At 72.8% G+C, this 19,218-nt stretch carries 16 protein-coding genes; 3 read left to right on the top strand and 13 right to left on the bottom strand.

Going from position 1 to position 19,218, the window contains the following annotated elements:
- Positions 1-9: 9 nt before the first annotated feature.
- The 3 genes from ACQP04_RS19965 to ACQP04_RS19955 all read right to left on the bottom strand — a co-directional run bounded on the left by ACQP04_RS19965 (position 10) and on the right by ACQP04_RS19955 (position 2,901).
- The gene (locus tag ACQP04_RS19965; RefSeq protein WP_433502080.1) at positions 10-1,005 is read right to left on the bottom strand and encodes a DNA/RNA non-specific endonuclease; all 996 of its coding nucleotides are present in this window, start codon (positions 1,003-1,005) and stop codon (positions 10-12) included.
- A gap of 318 nt (positions 1,006-1,323) precedes the next feature.
- Entirely contained in the window at positions 1,324-1,893 is a 570-nt protein-coding gene (locus ACQP04_RS19960) for a hypothetical protein (protein ID WP_433502079.1), read from the bottom strand.
- Positions 1,894-2,088: 195 nt separating this feature from the next.
- Positions 2,089-2,901 (bottom strand): hypothetical protein, encoded by an 813-nt coding sequence (locus ACQP04_RS19955; RefSeq protein WP_433502078.1) that lies wholly within the window; start codon positions 2,899-2,901, stop codon positions 2,089-2,091.
- A 205-nt stretch (positions 2,902-3,106) separates the two neighbouring features.
- Here ACQP04_RS19955 and ACQP04_RS19950 point away from each other — a divergent pair, with 205 nt between their 5' ends.
- A complete protein-coding gene (locus ACQP04_RS19950) occupies positions 3,107-3,715 on the top strand; it encodes an RNA polymerase sigma factor (protein ID WP_433502077.1) in 609 nt (202 codons plus the stop codon).
- 7 nt (positions 3,716-3,722) lie between these two features.
- On the opposite strand, the gene ACQP04_RS19945 is transcribed toward ACQP04_RS19950, so the two are convergent.
- From ACQP04_RS19945 to ACQP04_RS19935, 3 genes are all read right to left on the bottom strand, one after another.
- Positions 3,723-6,488, bottom strand: coding sequence for a peroxidase family protein (locus ACQP04_RS19945; RefSeq protein ID WP_433502076.1), 2,766 nt, complete (start codon positions 6,486-6,488; stop codon positions 3,723-3,725).
- Between the two features lie 361 nt (positions 6,489-6,849).
- Positions 6,850-7,911 (bottom strand): aminoglycoside phosphotransferase family protein, encoded by a 1,062-nt coding sequence (locus tag ACQP04_RS19940; RefSeq protein WP_433502075.1) that lies wholly within the window; start codon positions 7,909-7,911, stop codon positions 6,850-6,852.
- Positions 7,908-9,017 carry a hypothetical protein gene (locus tag ACQP04_RS19935; RefSeq protein ID WP_433502074.1) on the bottom strand — a complete coding sequence of 370 codons (1,110 nt, stop codon included), beginning with the start codon at positions 9,015-9,017 and terminating at the stop codon, positions 7,908-7,910. Before ACQP04_RS19935 ends, ACQP04_RS19940 begins: the two co-directional genes overlap by 4 nt.
- A 131-nt stretch (positions 9,018-9,148) precedes the next feature.
- Between ACQP04_RS19935 and ACQP04_RS19930 the strand changes: the two genes are divergently transcribed.
- Both ACQP04_RS19930 and ACQP04_RS19925 read left to right on the top strand, forming a co-directional pair.
- Positions 9,149-10,348 carry a cytochrome P450 gene (locus tag ACQP04_RS19930; RefSeq protein WP_433502073.1) on the top strand — a complete coding sequence of 400 codons (1,200 nt, stop codon included), beginning with the start codon at positions 9,149-9,151 and terminating at the stop codon, positions 10,346-10,348.
- Positions 10,349-10,643: 295 nt separating this feature from the next.
- On the top strand, positions 10,644-12,356 hold the full coding sequence (locus tag ACQP04_RS19925) for a helix-turn-helix domain-containing protein (protein ID WP_433502072.1): 1,713 nt from the start codon (positions 10,644-10,646) through the stop codon (positions 12,354-12,356).
- Positions 12,357-12,370: 14 nt separating this feature from the next.
- On the opposite strand, the gene ACQP04_RS19920 is transcribed toward ACQP04_RS19925, so the two are convergent.
- The 7 genes from ACQP04_RS19920 to ACQP04_RS19890 form a co-directional block, all read right to left on the bottom strand.
- Entirely contained in the window at positions 12,371-13,045 is a 675-nt protein-coding gene (locus ACQP04_RS19920) for a DUF6766 family protein (protein WP_433502071.1), read from the bottom strand.
- An 85-nt stretch (positions 13,046-13,130) separates the two neighbouring features.
- Entirely contained in the window at positions 13,131-13,562 is a 432-nt protein-coding gene (locus ACQP04_RS19915; RefSeq protein WP_433502070.1) for a hypothetical protein, read from the bottom strand.
- 56 nt (positions 13,563-13,618) lie between these two features.
- Positions 13,619-14,143: a nuclear transport factor 2 family protein gene (locus tag ACQP04_RS19910; RefSeq protein WP_433502069.1), complete on the bottom strand. Its 525-nt coding sequence runs from the start codon at positions 14,141-14,143 to the stop codon at positions 13,619-13,621.
- Complete coding sequence (locus tag ACQP04_RS19905; RefSeq protein WP_433502068.1) at positions 14,140-15,420, bottom strand: cytochrome P450; 1,281 nt, start codon at positions 15,418-15,420, stop codon at positions 14,140-14,142. Before ACQP04_RS19905 ends, ACQP04_RS19910 begins: the two co-directional genes overlap by 4 nt.
- Before the next feature lie 28 nt (positions 15,421-15,448).
- Complete coding sequence (locus ACQP04_RS19900; protein WP_433502067.1) at positions 15,449-16,291, bottom strand: SDR family NAD(P)-dependent oxidoreductase; 843 nt, start codon at positions 16,289-16,291, stop codon at positions 15,449-15,451.
- 25 nt (positions 16,292-16,316) lie between these two features.
- The gene (locus ACQP04_RS19895) at positions 16,317-16,892 is read right to left on the bottom strand and encodes a (2Fe-2S)-binding protein (RefSeq protein ID WP_433502066.1); all 576 of its coding nucleotides are present in this window, start codon (positions 16,890-16,892) and stop codon (positions 16,317-16,319) included.
- Between the two features lies 1 nt (position 16,893).
- On the bottom strand, positions 16,894-19,209 hold the full coding sequence (locus ACQP04_RS19890) for a xanthine dehydrogenase family protein molybdopterin-binding subunit (protein WP_433502065.1): 2,316 nt from the start codon (positions 19,207-19,209) through the stop codon (positions 16,894-16,896).
- Between the last annotated feature and the right edge of the window lie 9 nt (positions 19,210-19,218).

The raw sequence follows: 19,218 nt of genomic DNA, 5'->3' as shown, positions 1-19,218 counted from the left end.
CGTCCACTCCTAGAGGACGACGTTGCTGAAGTCCTCGTGGATACGTACGCGCTCCGGAGCGGCTTCCCAGCCACCGGAGTCGAGGGGCAGCTCGTACGGCTGCAGATGGGTGAAGTTCAGCTCGGTCCTGCCGACGAGGTCGCCGAGGCGGACCCGGTAGACGCCCGCGTCGAACGCCGCCTCCCGGCCGAGCATGTCCTCGATGAGACGGGTCTGGTCGAGCAGATAACCCGCAGCGGCGAGACCGTTCCCGCTCTTCACGTAGACGAGGATCTTCCAGAACGCGAGGGGTAGACGGACGCCCTTGTAGAGGGGGTCCCGGACACCGAACACCGGCCCGGTGAACACGGTGACCTTCCGCTCCGCCGCATCGGCGTTGTCGAGGATGTAGTTCTCCAGACCCTGCCACAGCTCGCCGGACTGGTTGAACCGCTCGTGCTGAGGGGAGCAGTTGGTGAAGTGGAAGGTGTCGTCGTTGCCGCGGCGCGCCTGCGGACCCCACACGGGGTCGAGCCGGCGGACGAGGTGGCCTCGGTCCAGCGCGTTCCGCGCGTAGAGGTCTTCACCGATCTGCTCGGACTCGGCTATCCGGGGATCGAAGTACCATTTGTCACGGCCGCGCTCGAGCTCCTCGGACTGCGCCCCGTCGATGTTGACCGCTGTGTAGTAGGCGAGCTGCCTGCGTCGATTCATGACGAGGCTGAAATGGGTGTAGGGCAGGACCGTCGAGTCCGCCCCGGCAGTGGCGAGGACGTTCTCGGCTGCGTTCTGCCGCTGCTCGGAACTCAGCGTCGGCAGCGGTACGGGCGTCCCGAGGAAGTCTGCCGCGTAACCGGTGTAGCCGGCGTAGTAGTCCAGGGGACGTGCCGCCTCCAGGCCGGCCGGCGCGATCTCCGGAGCGACGCGAACGGCGTCGACGACACGGGCGGTCCCCGACGGCTCGGGCGGACCGAACGTCACCGAGACCTGCAGGGGGATCGACAGCGTGACCTCGTGGGTGGTCATCGGGCCGACCCTGCTTCGGTCGTTCGATCAGTGGGCCGGCGCCCGTATCCGTTCCTGTCGATCGACACCATGCTGCACCGTCGTTCTCCTCGTGCGGACCCGCCTCGTCATTCCTGCACGGTCTGCGACGCGGACGTCTCGATCCAGTGTGTCCGGCGGTCGGGGGGTCGCCTGTACGCACGTCTACGTATTGACGTCGTGGCGCGTCCCGGAGCGATTCTTCGGCTGACGTCGTGTTCCCTCGGAAGGGCCGGAGCAATGGGTGCGAGACGGTCGCTCATCGACTCAGTCGAGACCCTGCGCCTGGTTCGGCTCGAATCAAGTGCTGCCGGTCGAGTTCCTTGGGCTGCTATCAGACGTTTCGCCGCTGTGGCTGTCGGAGGGCGTCTTATCGGTCGGCGTCGTGACGTCGCTCTTCTTATTGTTGTCATTCATGTCGTTCCCGCTACACCCCTTGGGCATCCCATTTTTGTCCATGCCGCCGCTGCATCCTGACCCGCCACTGGTCGTGCGCACGTTGTCGACGAAGCGCGTCACATGGAATCCGTTGGCGGAGAGGCTGGCGCACAGGTAGTTGTCGCGGTTGGCGTCGGTGGCCCTGACGTCGTCGGCCGTGGCCGGTGGCTCGATCATGCGCAACATCTCGGGAATGCTCATCATCTTCCAGCCCGCCGAGCAACTCCCTTGCGTCGCGGCGGGTGTGACCGCCGCCGCGAGCTTCACCTCTTGCTGCACCAGGGGGCCCGCCACGAGGCCGGCCGCGGCCCAGGCGGAGGCGCCGACCAGGGCAACGACCAGCGGACCGAGAACCCTCCGAGTGGTCACCGAGCGCGAACGCCCCGCCCTCGATCCGTGGGAATGATGGAGGATCTCGCCATGGGCACTCATCGCCGCCTCCTTGCATGGCCCAGTGCACGAGGCTAGACCTCGGCCCGATCAATTACCGTACGTACATCTGCTTAGGCCGATCGGTAGCACTGTTCCCTTTGCGTCTCCGGCGCGATCGCGTCGAGGTGTGGGGACGGTCATCAGAATTCGTCGAGACAGCTGGCGCGTTGATTGTGCCGCGCACTTCGAGATTCATCACGAACCGGGCTCGGCGAGGTTTTCGGCGTTGAGGAAGAGCGTGGGCATCATCGCGCGGACCGCTCCCACGACCACGCTGTCGCCGGACGAGAGGCTCGCCACCGCGCCCATCGCCATGCCTCGCACCCTCGCTCCGTCCGCGACGGCGTTGAACATCTCGGCGACGTCGAGCCATGTCACGCCGGGGCGCAGTCGCAGGTCGTAGCGGGCCGCCAGCTGCTCGTAGGTCGACGCCCACGCGGCGATCCACTGCTCGTACCGGGCCTTGAGATAGCGCTGTACCCGTGGATGGTTGGGCAACGCGACCCAGACGATGGTCTGCAGACTCCACAGCGGGTCCCGCATCGTCGCGCTCATCACGGCGTCCGCGAGGTACCGTGCGAGCTGGGGGAACGGCAGGCCGGCGGGCAGATTCAGCGCCGCCTCCCGCAACTCGTTCATCGTCCTCTCGGTGAGCGACGGCCGCATGAGGTAGGCGATCAGGTCCTCCGTGTAGCGGCTCTTGTAGCGCCACCGGTCCCGGAACATCCCGACCGTGAGCATCGTGGGGCGGTCCTCGCCCGCGGCGATCTGGTCCGCGCGCTCGATCAGCCGCGCCTGGGAGAGCCCGGCGAACAGCCGGGTGCCGGCGTCGTGCTCGTCGAGCATGTCGGGGCCGCGGTGGTCCAGGAGGTCGTCCCGCAGCAGGTGCAGGCCGATCTCGAGGAACGCCCTGGTCTCCGGACTGTTCGCGATCTTGGTCCGGGTCGTCGGGCGGGCGTCCGCCGCGACGTTGGACAGGATGGTCGACAGGTCCTCGTCCCGCTGCATCGTCTCCTCGCCCGAACCTCCGGACCGCCACCTCCAGCGTAGGACCTCCAGGTCTGGAGGTACCAGGCTCGACCGCAGGCTCTCGTGGCTCCGCGTGCGCGTGAGCGGTCTCGCCCCCGCTCCCGAAAGGGCTTGGACGTGCTCCTGCCTGCGCTCCGAAAGTGGTCCTGACCAGCAGCTCCGGGACCTGAGAAGGGCCACTCAGATGCCTCCACGTGACGTCCGCCGGCTGTCGACGCCCCTGCCGGGTCCCCACCTCACCGCTCCGGACGTCGGGTCCGTGGTGATCGCCGCCGCGGCCGGCGACGAGGGTGCCTGGCGTGCCCTGGTCGAACGCTTCGGGCCGATCGTGCGCCGCGTGGCCCGGGGCTTCCGGCTCGACGAGCGCGACACCCAGGACGTCGCCCAGACGGTCTGGCTGCGGCTCTGGGAGAACCTGGCCTCGATCCGTGAGCCCCGGGCCCTGCCGGGGTGGATCGCGACGACGGCGCGGCACGAGTGCCTCCGTGCCCTGCGGGGCCGTGTCCGGGTCGTTCCGCTCGACGAGTCGGGGCCCGAGCCTCCGACCGATCACCCCGATCCCGACGACGCCCTGCTCCGTGCCGAGGCGGCGGAGGCCGTCCGCCACGGGCTCGCCGAACTGCCGCCCGTCCAGCGGGACCTGCTGGCCCTCCTGGCGGCCGAACCCGACCTGACCTACCGGCAGATCGGCCGACGGCTGGGAATGCCCGTCGGCAGCATCGGGCCGACCCGGGCGCGCGGGCTGGCCCGGCTCGGGGCGACGAGTGCCGTCGTGCGGTACCGGGCGGTGTGAGACGTGCTCAGGACCACGGGACGAACACCGATCTGCCCTCCGGAACGACGCCGGTCAGCTCCGGACAGTGGCGCCGGAGCACCTCGGCCATACCGCCCCGCTCCACCCAGTCCAGACCGAGCTCGGTGTAGACCTCGGGCCGGTAGTCCACCGTGAGGAAGCGGTCGCTCCGGAGCCGTCGGGACGCCATGAGGAGGAAGATGCGGAACGCGGTGTCGCTGAAGCCGAAGCCGGCCGGGGGCTGCTCGGCCAGCAGCCCGACGACGGTGTCCACCCGGTCCACCTCGCCGTACAGCTCGGCGAGCGTGGCCCGGGTCGACGGGTCGTCCGTCAGCTCGGCGAAGCTGCGCACCGGAGGCATGTGCAGGGCGGCGCGGAACTCGTTGTACCGGGGAACCCCGCGGGTCCGGGTGCGGAGGATGTCGACCACCGCGAGATCCACCATCTCCCCGTCCCGCTCGAACGACCGGAGCGCGTTCGGGAAGTTGTGCAGGGAGACCGCTCCCGGGTTCGCGCTGCCGAAGGAGAACACCGCGTCCGGCAGGCCGATCCGGCGGTGGACCTTCTCGGCACCGAGCCCCTGGATGTCGAGGAACTCCGTGCGTTCCCGCTCCCGGCCGGACGCGTGGTCGAGGAACACGTAGTCGTCCGGGATGAGGGGGTGCATGCGATAGACGGTGACGAACTCCTCCGTGAGCGCGAACGGCACCCCGTCGTGCCCGGGCGACGAGCCGGGGATGCCGTGGACCGCGCCGGGATCGAGCAGCCGCAGTCCGAACCGGGTGAGCAGGCGATCCTGTGCACCCCGCCAGTTCACGTTCAGCGCCTGGTCGATCACGTCGGTCGCGAGGACGGCCGGGGTCCACTCCACCGTGTGGATCTTGGCGATGAGCGCGGACACCACCAGGCGGGCGGTCTGGTACGTGCGCTCGGGCCCGAGGCCGGGATACTCCTGTTCGAGCGCGTCGCACACGGCGTTGTGCTCACGGGCGAAGAGCGTCTGCACGATGCTGAGCCCGAGCCACCAGCTGTCCGAGAAGCCGGTCAGCGGGAGGCCGCGATCGAGCGGCAGGTGGCCCCCGTCGAGGACCAGGCGCGCACCCGCGCCCTTGTCCTCCCGCAGCTCGCGGGCGCGCTCCGCGTCCGCGCCGTAGACCTCCGAGCCGTCCCACCAGTGCGAGGTGGCGTTGATGCCGGCGTCCGCGTCCCGGGCGATCAGCATCTCGCGGTCGAGGGGACCCTCTCCCGGGCGGTTCCGCCACGGGCGGCCGGCAGGAAGGGGAAGCCTGATCGGATCGTCCGCGAGGGGCTTCCGCCGGTGGTTGACCCAGTCGTGGACCTGGAACTGGATCCACGCGGCGGCGAGGACGTTCAGCGACGGTGCGGGGATGAATCGTCCGCGCGTCATCAGCCGGTCGGCCACCGAGATCGGGTCGGGCGATCCGAGCACCGTCGGCCCGTTCGCCATGTTCCGGCCGAAGGCCGTGCCCACCGAACCCATCGCGGGCTCGGACAGGTCGTTGTCCCGCCCGGTGTAGGTCCGCGCCGTACGGGCCTCCGCGGACGGGGTCGCCGGCGACCGCACCTCCACCGAGTCCGGCCGCGCCGGATCGATCAGGTTGTGCTGCCGCAACCGCCGCCGCATGAGGGAGAGGTTCAGCAGCGCGAGCGGCGTCGGAAGCGTGTGCCACGGACGGACCCGGTCCACCACGCGGAACACCGTGCCCGCCGCCGCGGCGGCGAGGACCTGCCTGCGGGGCTCGTCCTCGGGGTACCGCTCCGCCGAGCGACAGGCGCTGCTCGCCTCGTACGCCGCCCGGCGAGCCCGGTTGAGGTTCCCGAGGGGGCGGAAGTCGTCCGTGGTGTTCCACGGGTTGAAGGCGAGACGTTCGACGCGGTGCTCGGCGAGCACCGACTCCGCGCTCGCGCACTCCCGCTGCGGCAGCACGAGCCTCGCGACCGGTTCCCACGGTGCGTCCCAGCGCTTCGCCGTGTCCTCGACCGGGGTCCGTCGCCCCGAGACGAACCGCTGCACCTCGAACGCGAAGACCACCTCGCCGGCGCTCAGCCGTCGGGCGAGGTCTCCTCGCAGCCGGCTCGCACCGTCGACCTTCGCCGCAGCGGGGGTGGCGAGCGGTCGGAGCCGGTACCGGACCGGGCCGGCGGAGCCCCAGAGGATCGCCCCGCGCGACCAGTACGTCTCCTCCGCGAGGCTGTCCACCGTCCTGGCCGATCTCGCGAGGTTCCGCACGATGCGCAGCGTCGCCCGCGGTCCGACCCGCAGCGGCAGCCTCGTGAGGAGCCCGACGAGCTTCCCGGTCCGGGAGGTCCGGCCGGCCGTTGCGACGGCCATCGCCACGAACTCGCGCGCATTCGCCGCAGGCGAGACCTCGAAGTTGGTCATGAGCAGGTCGTGGCTCACCCCGTCCGCGTGCACCCGGGCGGCCAGGCCGTACAGATCCGGTTCGGTGTCGGGGCGCGGCATCCCGCTCGCGGCGGAGAGCCTCACCGTGACCGGCAGCGTGGCGCCCGGGACGAAGCACCCCTGCCGGAGGTCGGGGTCGAGAGCCGGCCCGATCTCCAGGCGGGCGTCCTCGACACCCAGGAGCGGCCGGGCGTGGAAGGCCCGGCGGACCGACCGGAGGCCGGCCCGGCGCCTGTTCCGCTCCTGGACCCGCATGATCTCCCGGGCCATCGCCTCGAAGATCGGGATCTCGGCCGCCGGGGAGCCACCGTCGTACCGCTCGTACCGGCTCGTTCTCGTGACGTCCATGTCGCGGTCCTTCCGGTCGGAGCCCGTCTCCCGGTGGGAGGCGAACCCGTTTTCGCCTGATACCGGTCGGTGACGTCGAGCTTCCGGAGCACCGCGGTGGGGCGGCCGCCGCGACCGCGGCGCACGGACCGACGAGGTGACCCGCTCGGGCGTGGGTCGTCGGCCCGCCATCGCCGTTGCAGCGCGTGCGGACGGTCCCGGGATCCGTCGAGCCGCCGCAGGTAGCTCGGCGCACAACGCTAGCCCCGGCGTCCGGCGAGGACCGTACGTACATCTGCCTACGCCGGTCGGACGTGTCGTGCCGCTGTCCGTCGGTCGCCCACCCCCGAGCGGAGCTCGGCGCCTGGTCGGATCTGCCCGCTCAGCCCAGGTACTCCTCCGCCCCCAGGTCCAGGGCGTGGGTGAGGTGCCGCTCGGCCATCGTCGCGAACATCCGACGGCCGCGGTCGTCCACGCCGACGAGCATCGACGCCCCGATCGTCATGCCGACGCCGCAGAGGGCGGCCCGGCGGTGGTCCTCGCGCAGCCGTGCGAGCGGGTAGTCCTGCACCCCGTGCGCGGTCAGCGCGCGGTGGTAGCCGGCCAACAGGGCGTCCTCGTGGGCGCGCCGGTCGGCGACGGTGAGGCTCGCGCCGAGCAGGTAGGCCACGTCGCTCGCCGCGCTCGCCTGTCCCACCGTCTGCCAGTCGACGACCACCGGCCTCCCGGCTCCGAACAGGACGTTGTCGACGCGCAGGTCCCCGTGGGCGAGGCAGCGCGGGGCGGTGTCCCGTTCGGCCCAGACCGGCAGGGTCTCGACGAAGCGGGCACCGAGCTCCGCGCCGCCCGCCGGCAGGTCCGGGCCGTACTCGGCCTGGAAACCGGGCCACAGCCGGGTGAGCAGCGCACCCGTCGCCTCCCGCTCGGGGTGGGGGCGGCGCAGCCAGTCCTCGGCGTCGAGCCGTGGGTCGGCCCAGTACGCCGCGTGCAGCCGGGCCGCCTCGGCCAGCACCGCGGCCGCCTCGTCCGGTGTGCAGCCGGCGAGCTGGTCGCCCTGCCGGGCCGGGGCCAGGTCGTCGAGCAGCAGCGTGAAGTCGCCGGTCGCCTCGTCGTACGAGGCGAGCCGGCAGCCCGGCAGCCGGAGCCCGGCGCCCGCGGCGAGGCGCTGGTAGAAGCGCACCTCGCGCCGGTACTCCCCGCCGGCGCGGCCGCGTTCCCGGCTCTTCGGGTCGGGCGACGGGAACTTCCCGACGACCGTCGCCGGTCCGGCGCCGGGCGTGTCCCAGGTGAGATGGAACCGGACGCTCTGCCCGACCAGGCCGGTCCCGATCCGTTCCGCCCGCACCGTGGTGACCCGGGCCGGGCCTCCGAGCGCGCCCGTCAGCCACTCGGGCGTGACGGCCGCGGGATCGGCGACGGGGGCGGGCAGCTCCGCGGTGCTCACCGCGCGGCCGGCGCGTCGAAGGCGCCGGTGAAGCCCGACGGCCGGTGCGGCCCGATGGCGAGGTGCTCGAACACCCCGATCCCGCTGCGGCCGTCGCTCTCCACCCGGACCAGCTGCTGGACGTGCACGTTCTCCGGCGCGGCCGGGTCGAGGTCGGCGGTGCGCCACTCGGAGCCGCCGGTCTCCTGCTCGCCGTGCCACACGCCGTGGGCCCAGGCGGGGTGGAAGTAGCCGATGCCGCGCATCCGGAAGGTGAGCAGCGGGGTGACGCGGGTGGTCCGCTCCTTGCCGTCCCAGCCCGCGGTCCGCAGCGTCGCGGCCCGGGCGAGCCGGGCGCCGGGCTCCCACTCGATCTCGACGTCGGCGGTCCGGGCGTGCTCGAGCGGGGTCGACTCGTCGGCCCCGGGCCGCAGCGGCACCACGCAGGCGCTCTCGTAGACGTGCCGGCCCTCGGCGTCGTCGACCAGTGCGAGGTGCGTGCAGTGGTCGTCGAAGTGCAGCGGCGCCCACACCCAGAAGAACTGGGGCGGTTCGGCGGGCGGCGCCCCGCCGGCCGGCTCGCCGACCGCCCGTACGCCCCACGACCGGTCGCGCGTCCCGGGCGCGCCGCTGCAGGTCAGCTCGGCGTCGCCGCTGCGGAACCGGCCCTCCCACGTGCCCCACTGGGTCAGCCGGGTGTAGTCCATCGTCGGGGTCACTCCGGTGTGCCGGATGATCCGCGGCTCCTCGACGGCGGGCGTGCGGGCCCGGAACACGAGGTCGGCGGCGAGCGCCTGGTCCGGGGCGTCGACGCGGACCCGCAGCACCCGCAGCGGCTCGACCACCTCGACCGTGATCGGTCCGACCGCCGTGGCCGCGGCCCGGTCGAGCGGGGCGCGGGCCGACGAGTGGACCGAGCGCTGCACCCCCTCGTGGAGCACGCTGAACGACGCGTCGACCACGCGCCGGTTCGGGTAGAGGCCGAGCGCGAGGGCGAAGAAGAAGCCGCCGTCGGGGTCGTAGCCGTTGAAGAAGTACCGGTCGTAGTAGTTCCGGTCGCCCGTGCCGGGGACCGCGACCGGCTCGGCCGTCTGGTGGAGCGGATAGTCGTCGAACGTCGTGATCACGCGGACCGCCTTCCCACGCCGCCCCGTCGCGGCGTGCCCGCCCCGGACGTTATGAGCCGGTGCGCGGCGCGGTCAAACACCTGTATCAAAGAGCCTTCACCCGGCGCGCCCGGCCGGATACCGTCGATCACGTGCCGACGACGTCACCCCTCGTGGACCTGCTCGATCCCGCCGCGTTCGCCGGCGGCCACCCCCACCGGCAGTACCGCTGGCTGCGCGAGCACGACCCGGTCCACCGCCACGCCGAACCGGACGGTCCGGGCTTCTGGGCGCTGACCCGCTACGCCGACGTCCGGGCGGTGGGCCGGGACGCCGAGACGTTCTCCTCGGAGCCGACGATCATGATCGCGGACCCGCTCGAGCCGGGCGACGGCGTGCACAAGATGATGCTGATGGCCGACGGCGCCGACCACACCCGGCTGCGGCGGATCGCCGCAGGGGACTTCGTGCCGCGGGCCGCCCGCCTGCTGCGGCCCCGGATCCGCGAGCTGGCCCGGGAGATCGTCGGCGCGGTCGAGGGGCGCGGCGAGTGCGACCTCGTCACCGACCTCGCCGGGCTGATGCCGTCGTACGTGATCGCCGAGCTGCTGGACATCCCGCACGCCGAGGGCGTGGCGCTCTACGACCTCACCGAGGCGATCCATGCGAGCCCGGACGAGGAGCGGGCCGGCCCGACCGGCGCCGAGGCCGTCGAGCAGATGTTCGCGCACGCCCACGCGCTGTGGGAGCGCAAGCGCGCCCACCCCGGGGACGACCTGGCGAGCCGGATCGTGCACGCCTCGGCCGGCGACCGCCCGCTCGACGAGCTGGACTTCGCCCTGTACTTCCTGCTGCTGATCGACGCGGGCGGGGACACCACCCGCAACCTCGTCGCGGGCGGGATGGAGGCGCTGTTCGCGCACCCCGACCAGCTCGCCGAGCTGCGCGCCGATCCCGACGGGCTGCTGCCCACCGCCGTCGAGGAGCTGCTGCGCTGGGTGAGCCCGGTCGTCCACATGCGCCGGCGGGCCACCCGCGACACGGTGCTCGGCGGGCGGGAGATCGCGGCCGGCGACAAGGTCGTCCTGTACTACGGGGCCGCCAACCGGGACCCGGCCCGGTTCCCCGACCCGGAGCGGCTGGACCTGCGCCGCACCCCCAACGACCACCTCGCGTTCGGCGGCGGCCCGCACTTCTGCCTCGGCGCGCACGTCGGCCGGATGGAGATCGACGCGATGCTCCGCGAGATCCTCGCGCTGCCCGGGCTCGAGCCGGCCGGTCCCGTGGAATGGCAGCGCTCGACCTTCATCGCCGGGCCCCGCCGGATGCCGGTGCGGTTCGTGCCGCGCTGACGCCGCCCGCACACAGAGGCGCCGGCCGGTCGAAGGGCGTCTCGACCGACCGGCGCCTACCTGGCTGCCTGGCGAGCATCTCGACGGACACCACCTCCTACCGGGGCCGGCGGCCGGGGCGGCCGCACACGACAAGGGTCGCTCCGGCGGCCCCGGCGGGGCACCGGCCCCGCGACGCCAAACCGCGGGCGCGGCCTGGGCCCGGCGAGACGGGGCGGGATCCCGCCCCCCGATCCGCGCATGATCCGCCCGCGTGCGGGTAGGCGCACCGGCTGCCGTGGTGAGGAGGCGCCAGATGCCGTGCTGCGCTACCGACCGGGCGCTGCGCCGGGAGAACGAGAACCTGCGGCGGCTGATCGCACTCTCCTCCGCCCTGACGGAGCTGCTCGACGGGGACGAGATCCTCGACCGCGCCATGGCCGCGGTCGCCGCGCTGACCTCCTGCAGCCCGGTCGCCACGCTGCTCGACGAGGGCCGCGGTGGCGCCCGCTCCCCGGACGGGCGCCGCGTCGACCGGCCGGACCTGGCGGCGCGCCTGGCCGAGCTCGGCGACGCCGACGGCGACGTCGCCGCTCAGGCGGGCACCGGCTGGGCCAGGGCGTTCGCGTTGCGCGCCCTGGACGCCCACGAGGGGCACCTCGTGGTGGCGTGCGACGACATGCCGCCCCGGGAGCACCTCGACGTGCTGCGGATCCTCGTCCAGCAGACGAACCTGGCGCTCGGTACCGCCCGGCTGCGCGGCCGCGAGCACGCCGCGGCCCAGGAGATGCGCCGGACCAACGCGTCGTTGGCGGAGGCGAACGCCGGGCTCACCGCCGCCGTCACCGACCTGCGCCGGCGCCGGGACGCCCAGGAGCGGCTGGCCGCCGCGGTGGCCGCGGAGTCGGGGGAGGCGGGCATCGCGGCCGAGGTGCACCGTCTGACCGGCCTGCCCGTGGCCGTCGAGGACGCCGTCGGCGGGCTGCGGGCCTGGGCCGGGGCGGGGCGTCCCGAACAGCCCTGCCGGGTCGAGCGGCGGCGGCGCGCCGCCCTGCTCGACGCGGCCTGCCGCAGCCCCGTCCCGGTGCGCGACCGCGACCGTCTGGTGGCCGTGGCCCGGCCGCGCGAGGAGGTGCTGGGCGTGCTCGCGCTCGTCGACCCCGGCTGCGACGCGGGGGAGTACGAGACCTTCGTCCTGCAGCACGGCGCCCTCATGCTGACCGTCGAGCTCAGCCACCAGCGGAACCTGGTCGAGACCGAGCTGCGGCTGCGCCGCGACCTCGTCGACGACCTGCTCACCGGTACCGACGACGCCGGTGCCCGCGCCCGGGCCGAAGCGCTCGGGCACGACCTCACCAGCCCGCACCGGGTGCTGGTGCTGCGCTGGCCGGCGGAGGAGGGCCTGGTCGGCGCCGTGGAGCAGGCCACCCGGGCCGCCCTCGGCGGGACGGCCCTGCTCACCCGGCGTCCGGACGGCCTCGTCCTGGTGGCGCCCGAGCCCGAGGAGCCGAACGGGAGCTGCCCGTGGCAGGAGCTGTACCGGGCCGTGACCGACCGGCTGCCCGCCGGCGCCGGGAGCGGCGCGGGCGCGATCGGCGTCGGCGCGGTCTGCCGCGACCCGGCCGGACTCGCCCGCTCCTTCCTGGAGGCGCAGCGGGCGCTCACCGTGCGCCTCGGCTCCGGCCAGCCCAGCGGGGTGACCCGGTACGAGGACCTCGGCATCTACCGCGTCCTCACCGTCGACGGCGACGACGGCGAGGTCCGCGGGTACGTCCGGGAGTGGCTCGGTCCCCTCCTCGACTACGACTCGACGAACGGCGCCGAGCTGGTGCGCACCGTGTGGCAGTACCTCGAGCAGGGCGGCAACTACGACGCCACAGCCCGCGCGCTCCTGATCCACCGGAGCACGCTGCGCTACCGGCTGCGGCGGATCAGGGAGATCAGCGGGCTCGACCTGGGCGCCGTGGACACGCGGCTCAACCTGCACGTGGCCGCGCGGGCCTGGCACCTGCTCCGCGGGACCGTGTGAGGGAGGAGGACCGCTCAGCCGGTGTCGGCGGTGGCGTCGTGCGGCGCGCCCACCGGTTTCGACTCCGGTGACCCGCGCTCGCGCAGGAAGACCGCCAGCACGGCGAACGACCCGACGGCCAGCAGCTCGGACTGCCAGTTCTGCAGCGTGCGGTTCCAGAAGTCCGGCTCGGCCAGGTAACCGGCCCAGGACACGGTGTCCTGACGGTCCGCGAGCTGCTCGGCGTTGAACGCGGCCCACCCCGCGACGGTCTGCGCGGTCCACGAGGCCAGGAACACGAGCCCGACGACCAGGCCGAGCGAGCGGGAGTACACCCTGGTGCGCAGGCCACCCGCCGCGGCCGCCGGCGGCGAGTCGCCCCGGGCGTACCGGCCCACGGCCTGCTCCTGATCGGACTCGCGGCCCGCGTCCCCGAGCGGCTTCGACTCCGGCGAGCCGCGCTGCAGCAGCCACACCGTCGCGATCGTGTAGAGGAAGAACTGCAGGTACTCGGACTGCCAGTTCTCGGCGACGTCCACCCCGAAGCTCGACGACGTCACGTACGTCCAGAAGCCGGGGTCCTCACCGCCCGAGGTCAGCTGCTGCTGAATGAAGTCCGCGTACCCGGCGACGGCCTGCCCGCAGAGCACGAGCAGGAAGCCGACGCCGAACGCGAGGCTCAGCGCGTTCTCCCGGAGGAAGCGCCTCATCGGTGGAGCACCCCCGCGGCCATGAACCAGGCCAGGCCGAGGCCGATGATCAGGAGGTAGGCCAGGAAGAGCGCCCGGGTGCCGCTCATGGTCCCTCCAGGGTGCAGACGTAGGGCGCCTCGCCGCGGGGGACGCAGCCGGCGGCGGCGACGCGCCAGCCCCCGGACGTCCGGGTGAGGAACAGGGTGTCCGCGGTCGTCCGGACCTGCGCCCGGTCGGCCCACTCCTCGGCGCCGACGACCGTGCCGCCCGGCAGCGCGACGCGGGCCAGTGCCGTCTCGCACGGGCCGCCGCGCTGGTGCTCCAGCGTGTCCCGCGTCGCGGGCGCCAGCAGGCCGCACTCGGTCCGGACGTCGCCCGCCGCCGCGGCGCCGACGAACTCCCGGGCGACGGTCTCGGCGCCCGAGGACACCGTGCCGCACCCCGTCAGCAGGAGCGGAGCCACGAGCAGGGCCGGCACCGCCGCCGCGGCCCGGTGACCGACCCGCCCGGCACCCGCCGGTGAGCGAGACTCCATGGTCGGGTGTATCCGCGGGCGCGCAGTCCAAACAGGAAGTCGCCGAGCGGCCGGACCTACAACGACATGCGGTGCCGCTCCCCGGTCGCCCACCCCTCCGCGAGCGGGACCGAGTACCAGATCTCCAGTGTCACCGAGGCGAAGAGCCACTCGCCGTCGACGCGGGCGTAGGTGTCGGCGAAGCGGCCGGAGAACAGGAAGCTCGTGCCGTGGTAGATCGGGGTGGCGAACAGGTGGCTGGTGCCGGTGGCCGTGTCCCCGGCGTCCCCGTCCACCTCGACCGAGTGCCCGTGCACGAACTGCCGCACGAACGGCGCCCCCGCGTCGGCGGGGAGCAGCCGCGGGATCGCGGCGAAGAACTCCCCGACGGCCGCGCGGCCCGAGGCCCGGCCGAGGTAGTCGTAGTCGAGCTCGGCGTCCTCGGTGAACAGCCTGCCGATCTCCGCCCACCGGTCCGTGTTGACGAAGTCGTGGAAGCTGTTGCGCAGCCGCCGGATCCGGTCCTGGGACTCCAGGACGTCGACCCTCCGCCGCAGGGCCGCGAGCTCGGCGGCGACATCGGCGGCGAGGTCGGAGCTCATCGGGCCCGGAAGGTGAGCGGCAGCGACTGCATCCCGTGCATCACGTAGCTGGGGTCGTAGCGCGGGACGAACCCGGGCTCGGCGAGCGCGATGTCGTCGAGCCGCTCGAGGAGCACCTCGAACCCGATCCGGGCCACCGCCCGGGCCAGCGGCGCCCCGATGCAGGAGTGCGGCCCGTGCCCGAACGCCTGGTGCGAGCGGAGCTTCTCCCGGTCGGCGTCGTACTCGTCCGGGCGGTCGAAGACCTCCGAGTCCCGGTTGCCCGAGGCGTAGACGACCCAGACGTGCGCGCCGGCCGGGATCGGGACCCCGCCGAGCTCGGTGTCGGCCGTCGCGACCCGGAACAGGCCCTGCACCGGCGACTCCAGCCGCAGGCCCTCCTCCAGGCAGCGCGGCAGGTCCTCGGGGTGCTCCCGGACCCGGGCCATCAGCGCCGGGTCCTCGCAGAGCATCAGCATGAACGACGAGATCAGCTTGGTCGTGGTGTCCGCGCCGGCGCCGATGAGCTGGCTGAAGAACCCGACCATCTCGTTCGGCGTGAGCGGGGCGTCGCCCTCGTTGCGGGCCTGGACCACCGCGGTGATCAGGTCGTCCTTCGGGTTCTGCCGGCGGTCCTCGACCTCGTTCTCGAAGAACGTCCAGAACTCGATCTGCGTCTCCAGCGTGCCGAGCAGCTCCTCGTCCGTCATGGAGGTGCCGATCGTGGAGTTGATCGCGTCCGCCCAGCGCCGGAAGTCCCCGGAGTTCTCCACCGGTACGCCGAGCAGCGTCGCCAGCGCGTGGATCGGGGCGGGGGAGCAGAAGGCGGGGACGAGGTCGACCTGCCCGTCGCCGGCGAACCGGTCGACGAGGGCGTGGCACATCTGCCGGATCTGCGGCTCGATGCGCGCCACGGACCGTGGGGTGAGCGCCTTGTTGAGGATCCGCCGGTGCCGGCTGTGGTGCGGCGGGTCCTGGGTGAACAGGACGTCGCCGCGGCTCATGACCACGCGGACCCGCTCGGCGAACTCCGGCGTCACGCCCGTCATCGCCCGCGTGATCGCGGCGATCGCGCCGGACACCGTGGGGCCCATGGGGTTCTGGCTCGAGAACAGCCGCGGCTGGGTGTTGACTCGTTCGATGTCCGCGTGCCGGGTCACGACGTAGATGTCGTACTCCGGGTCGTGGAAGACCGGGGCGGTGCGCCGCAGCTCCGCGTAGTGGGGGTACGGGCAGCGCATCGCCTCCTGGTCCTGGTCGAAGACGGGTTTGGTCGGTCGGTTCTCCGTGGTGGTCATGCGCGTCCCCCGACTGCGGTGGTGGGTTCTACCTGGCTCCCTGACCCGCGTCGACGCGCAGGACGTGGCCGGTGATCTGGTCGGCGTTGTCCGACGCGAGGAAGAGCACCGCGTCGGTGATGTGCTGCACCTCGGTGCGCCACTTGGCGCCGGGCATGTTGCCGGCGGCGGAGAACATCTCGTACGCGTCGTCCGGCGTCATGTCGACCTCGCCGGCGAGCCCGAGCACCATGCCGGACCCCTGGCCCTCGCCCGGCCGGATGGTGGCCGGCGCGATGCAGTTGACGTTGATCCCGAACTCGGCGAGCTCGAAGGCCCACGCAGAGGTCAGGCCCTCGATGGCGTGCTTGGCCGCGACATAGTGCGAGAGCTGGGCGTGCCCGGACCCGGTGACGCCCGACGAGATGTTGACGATCTTGCCCGCACCCCGACCGATCATGTTCGGCACCACGTACTTCGCCACGTACATGTGGCCCTTGACGATCGTGTCGATCACCGCGTCGAGGACGTGCGAGCGCATGCCCTGGATCGAGTCGAGCGCCGCGACGCCGGCGTTGCACACCAGGACGTCGATGCGCCCGTCGAAGAAGTCCAGCGCCTTCGCGACGGCGGCCTCGACCTGGGACTCGTCGCGGATGTCGCAGGGCAGCGGGATGATCCGCCGGTCCTTCTCCTCGATGGCCCGCACGGTGTCGTCGAGCATCTGCGCCGTGGCGAGCGGGTAGATGTCGGTGATCGGCTCGGTGATGTCGAGGGCGGCGATGTCGGCACCGGCGTCGGCGAAGGCCTTGGCGTGGCTGAAGCCCTGCCCCTTCGCCGCCCCGGTGATCAGCACATTCTTGCCCTCGAGCCCGCGCAGCACTGCGGCCATGGGGTCCTCCTCAGGTGCTGGGGCGTCAGGGGGTGACGACGGGGGCGGGCTGCGAGCCCGACGGCGCGGGTCCGGCCTCGTCGGGGGTGAGGGCGCCGCCGCCGTGGACGTGCCGCGCCGCGGCCTCGCCCGCGCCGCCGTTCGCCGCCGCCCAGCGGACGGAGTCGACGATCATGTCGTAGCCGGTGCAGCGGCAGAGGTTGCCCTCGATGCCCTCGCGGATCTCGGTGTCGTCGGGCGACTCGTTCTCGAGCAGCAGGCCGGTCGCCGCCATGACCATGCCGGGGGTGCAGTAGCCGCACTGCAGGCCGTGGCACTGCCGGAAGCCCTCCTGCACCGGGGACAGCCGGCCGTCGCCGGCGAGGCCTTCGACGGTGAGGACGTCCGCTCCGTCCGCGGCCACCGCCAGCACGGTGCAGGACTTCACCGTCTTCCCGTCGAGCATCACGGTGCAGGCGCCGCAGTTGGAGGTGTCGCAGCCGACGTGGGTGCCGGTGAGCCCGCGGGTGTCGCGCAGGTAGTGCACCAGCAGGAGGCGGGACTCGATCTCGTCCTCGCCCGCGGTGCCGTTGACCGTGATCCGGACCTTGTGGTGGGACATCTCAGCTTCCGTTCTGCTGGAGGACCCGCCAGACCTTCTGGGGGGTGCACGGCATCTCGACGTCCCGGACGCCGAGGTGGGACAGCGCGTCGACCACCGCGTTGACCACGGCCTGCGGCGCGGCGGTCGCCCCCGACTCGCCGAGCCCCTTCGCGCCGAGCGGGTTGAAGCTGGTCCTCGTGACCAGGTGGTCGGTCTCGTAGTGGGGGAGGTCGACGGCGCTGGGCAGCGTGTAGTCGACCAGGGTGCCGGCCAGCGGCTGGCCGTCCGGCCCGTAGGAGACCTCCTCGAGCAGCGCCTGGGCGATGCCCTGCGCGACGCCGCCGTGGATCTGCCCCTTGGCCATCAGCGGGTTGATCACCGTGCCGCAGTCGTCGACGGCGACGTACCGGGCGATCCGGACCTTGCCGGTGTCGCGGTCGATCTCGACCACGCAGCAGTGGGCGCCGGACGGGTAGGAGAGGTTCTGCGGCTCGTGGAAGGCCGTCTCGTCGAGGCCGAGGTCGAAGCCGTCGGGCAGCAGGTGGGGCTTGAACGCCCGCACCGCGACCTCGCGCATGCCCACGGACTTGCCGGGTGCGCCCTTGACCCGGAACTCGCCGTCGACCAGCTCGACGTCGGACTCGTCCGCCTCGAGCATGTGCGCGGCGATCCGCGCCGCCTTGTCCCGCACCTTGATCGCGGCCTTCATCACCGCGGACCCGCCGACGGGCACGCCGCGGCTGCCCATCGTGCCGATGCCCTCCTGCACGGTGGCCGTGTCGCCGTGGATCAGGGTGATCCGGTCGAAGTCGATCTGCAGCTCGTCCGCGACGATCTGCGCGAAGGCGGTCTGGTGGCCCTGCCCGTGCGGGCTCGTGCCGACCTTGATCACGGCGGACCCGTCGACGTTGAGCCGGACGTTGGCCGACTCCCAGCCGCCGACGTAGCCGAACTGCTCGAACAGCGGGGTGGGGCCGAAGCCGCCCATCTCGACGAACGTGGAGAACCCGATGCCGAGCAGCGGCGCCGACGGGTCGTCCCGCCGCGTGGCCTGCTCCTTGCGCAGCTGCGGGTAGTCGACGTGCTCGAGGACCTTGTCGAGCGCGCCGGGGAAGTCCGCCTCGTCGTAGACGATGCCCTCGAACTGGGTGGCGAACGGCATCTCGCCGGGCTGGACGAAGTTGCGCCGCCGCACGTCCAGCGGATCGAGTCCGAGCTCGGCGGCGACGTGGTCGACCACCCGCTCGATCATGAACGACGCCTCGGGCCGGCCGGCGCCGCGGTACGAGCCGACCGGGGTGGTGTTGGTGACGACCGAGCGGAAGCTCGGCGCGATGACCGGGATCTTGTAGCAGCCGCCGGACATGAACGAGGTGAGCGTGGGCAGCCCGATGCCGGTCGCGTCGGGCCAGCCGCCGCAGTCCTGGGTGATCCGCACGCGCAGGGCGAGCAGCCGGCCCTCGTCGTCGAAGCCGACCTCGACGTCGTGCTCCTGGGCCCGGCCGTGGACCATCGAGGTGAGGTTCTCGCTGCGGGTCTCGACGTACTTGACCGGGCGCCGCAGCCGCCGCGACAGCTCAGCGGTGAGGATGAACTCGGGGTAGCAGGAGGCCTTGGCGCCGAAGCCGCCGCCGACGTCCGGCGCGACGACCCGGACCTCCTGCTGGGAGAGCCCGAACATCTGCGCCATCTCGTTGCGCATGTGGTGCGGGGTCTGGGTGGTGGCGTAGATCGTGAGGCCGGAGCTCTGCCAGTCCGACAGGCACACGGTCGGCTCCATCGGCACCGCGGCGCAACGCTGGTTGCGCAGGTGGATCGCGAGCCGGTGCGGGGCCGCGGCGAGCTCCTCCTCGGCGTCCGTGGCCGAGAGGACCTGCTCCAGCACCACGTTGGAGGCCGTGCCCTCGATGATCGGCACCGCGTCCTCGGCGGTCGCGGCGGCGATCGACGCCATCACCGGCAGCTCCTCGTACTCCACGAGGACCGCCTCGGCGGCGTCGGCGGCGAGGTACCGGTCCGTCGCGACGACGACCGCGACGCACTCCCCGACGAAGTGCACCCGGTCCTTCGCCAGGCACGGCCGCTCCATGCCGGGCACGGACCGGTTCGGCGGCAGGCCCACCAGGTCGGCGTTCGTCCACACGCCGAGCACGCCGGGCATGGCAGCCGCCTCGCCGGTGTCGACCGACAGGATGCGGGCGTGTGCGAGGTAGGAGCGCACGTAGGCCATGTGCACCGTGCCGGGGAGGCGGACGTCGTCGACGTACGTGCCACGCCCGGTGAGCAGGGCCGGGTCCTCCTTGCGGACCACCGCCGCGCCGACCATCGAGCCCATGATCCGGAC

Origin of the sequence: Pseudonocardia halophobica (genome assembly GCF_050948485.1) — a bacterium.
GTDB classification, from domain to species: Bacteria; Actinomycetota; Actinomycetes; order Mycobacteriales; family Pseudonocardiaceae; genus Pseudonocardia; species Pseudonocardia halophobica.
Note: the sequence above shows the minus strand (reverse complement) of the source record. Positions and strands in the feature narration are given on the sequence as shown.

What these genes read in the sequence shown, in the direction of transcription:
- ACQP04_RS19895 (WP_433502066.1), bottom strand. Translation starts at nt 16,892, where the DNA reads ATGTCCCACCACAAGGTCCGGATCACGGTCAACGGCACCGCGGGCGAG.
- ACQP04_RS19900 (WP_433502067.1), bottom strand. Translation starts at nt 16,291, where the DNA reads ATGGCCGCAGTGCTGCGCGGGCTCGAGGGCAAGAATGTGCTGATCACC.
- ACQP04_RS19960 (WP_433502079.1), bottom strand. Translation starts at nt 1,893, where the DNA reads ATGAGTGCCCATGGCGAGATCCTCCATCATTCCCACGGATCGAGGGCG.
- ACQP04_RS19955 (WP_433502078.1), bottom strand. Translation starts at nt 2,901, where the DNA reads ATGCAGCGGGACGAGGACCTGTCGACCATCCTGTCCAACGTCGCGGCG.
- ACQP04_RS19910 (WP_433502069.1), bottom strand. Translation starts at nt 14,143, where the DNA reads ATGAGCTCCGACCTCGCCGCCGATGTCGCCGCCGAGCTCGCGGCCCTG.
- ACQP04_RS19945 (WP_433502076.1), bottom strand. Translation starts at nt 6,488, where the DNA reads ATGGACGTCACGAGAACGAGCCGGTACGAGCGGTACGACGGTGGCTCC.
- ACQP04_RS19965 (WP_433502080.1), bottom strand. Translation starts at nt 1,005, where the DNA reads ATGACCACCCACGAGGTCACGCTGTCGATCCCCCTGCAGGTCTCGGTG.
- ACQP04_RS19925 (WP_433502072.1), top strand. Translation starts at nt 10,644, where the DNA reads ATGCCGTGCTGCGCTACCGACCGGGCGCTGCGCCGGGAGAACGAGAAC.
- ACQP04_RS19915 (WP_433502070.1), bottom strand. Translation starts at nt 13,562, where the DNA reads ATGGAGTCTCGCTCACCGGCGGGTGCCGGGCGGGTCGGTCACCGGGCC.
- ACQP04_RS19905 (WP_433502068.1), bottom strand. Translation starts at nt 15,420, where the DNA reads ATGACCACCACGGAGAACCGACCGACCAAACCCGTCTTCGACCAGGAC.
- ACQP04_RS19950 (WP_433502077.1), top strand. Translation starts at nt 3,107, where the DNA reads ATGCCTCCACGTGACGTCCGCCGGCTGTCGACGCCCCTGCCGGGTCCC.
- ACQP04_RS19890 (WP_433502065.1), bottom strand. Translation starts at nt 19,209, where the DNA reads ATGGGCTCGATGGTCGGCGCGGCGGTGGTCCGCAAGGAGGACCCGGCC.
- ACQP04_RS19920 (WP_433502071.1), bottom strand. Translation starts at nt 13,045, where the DNA reads ATGAGGCGCTTCCTCCGGGAGAACGCGCTGAGCCTCGCGTTCGGCGTC.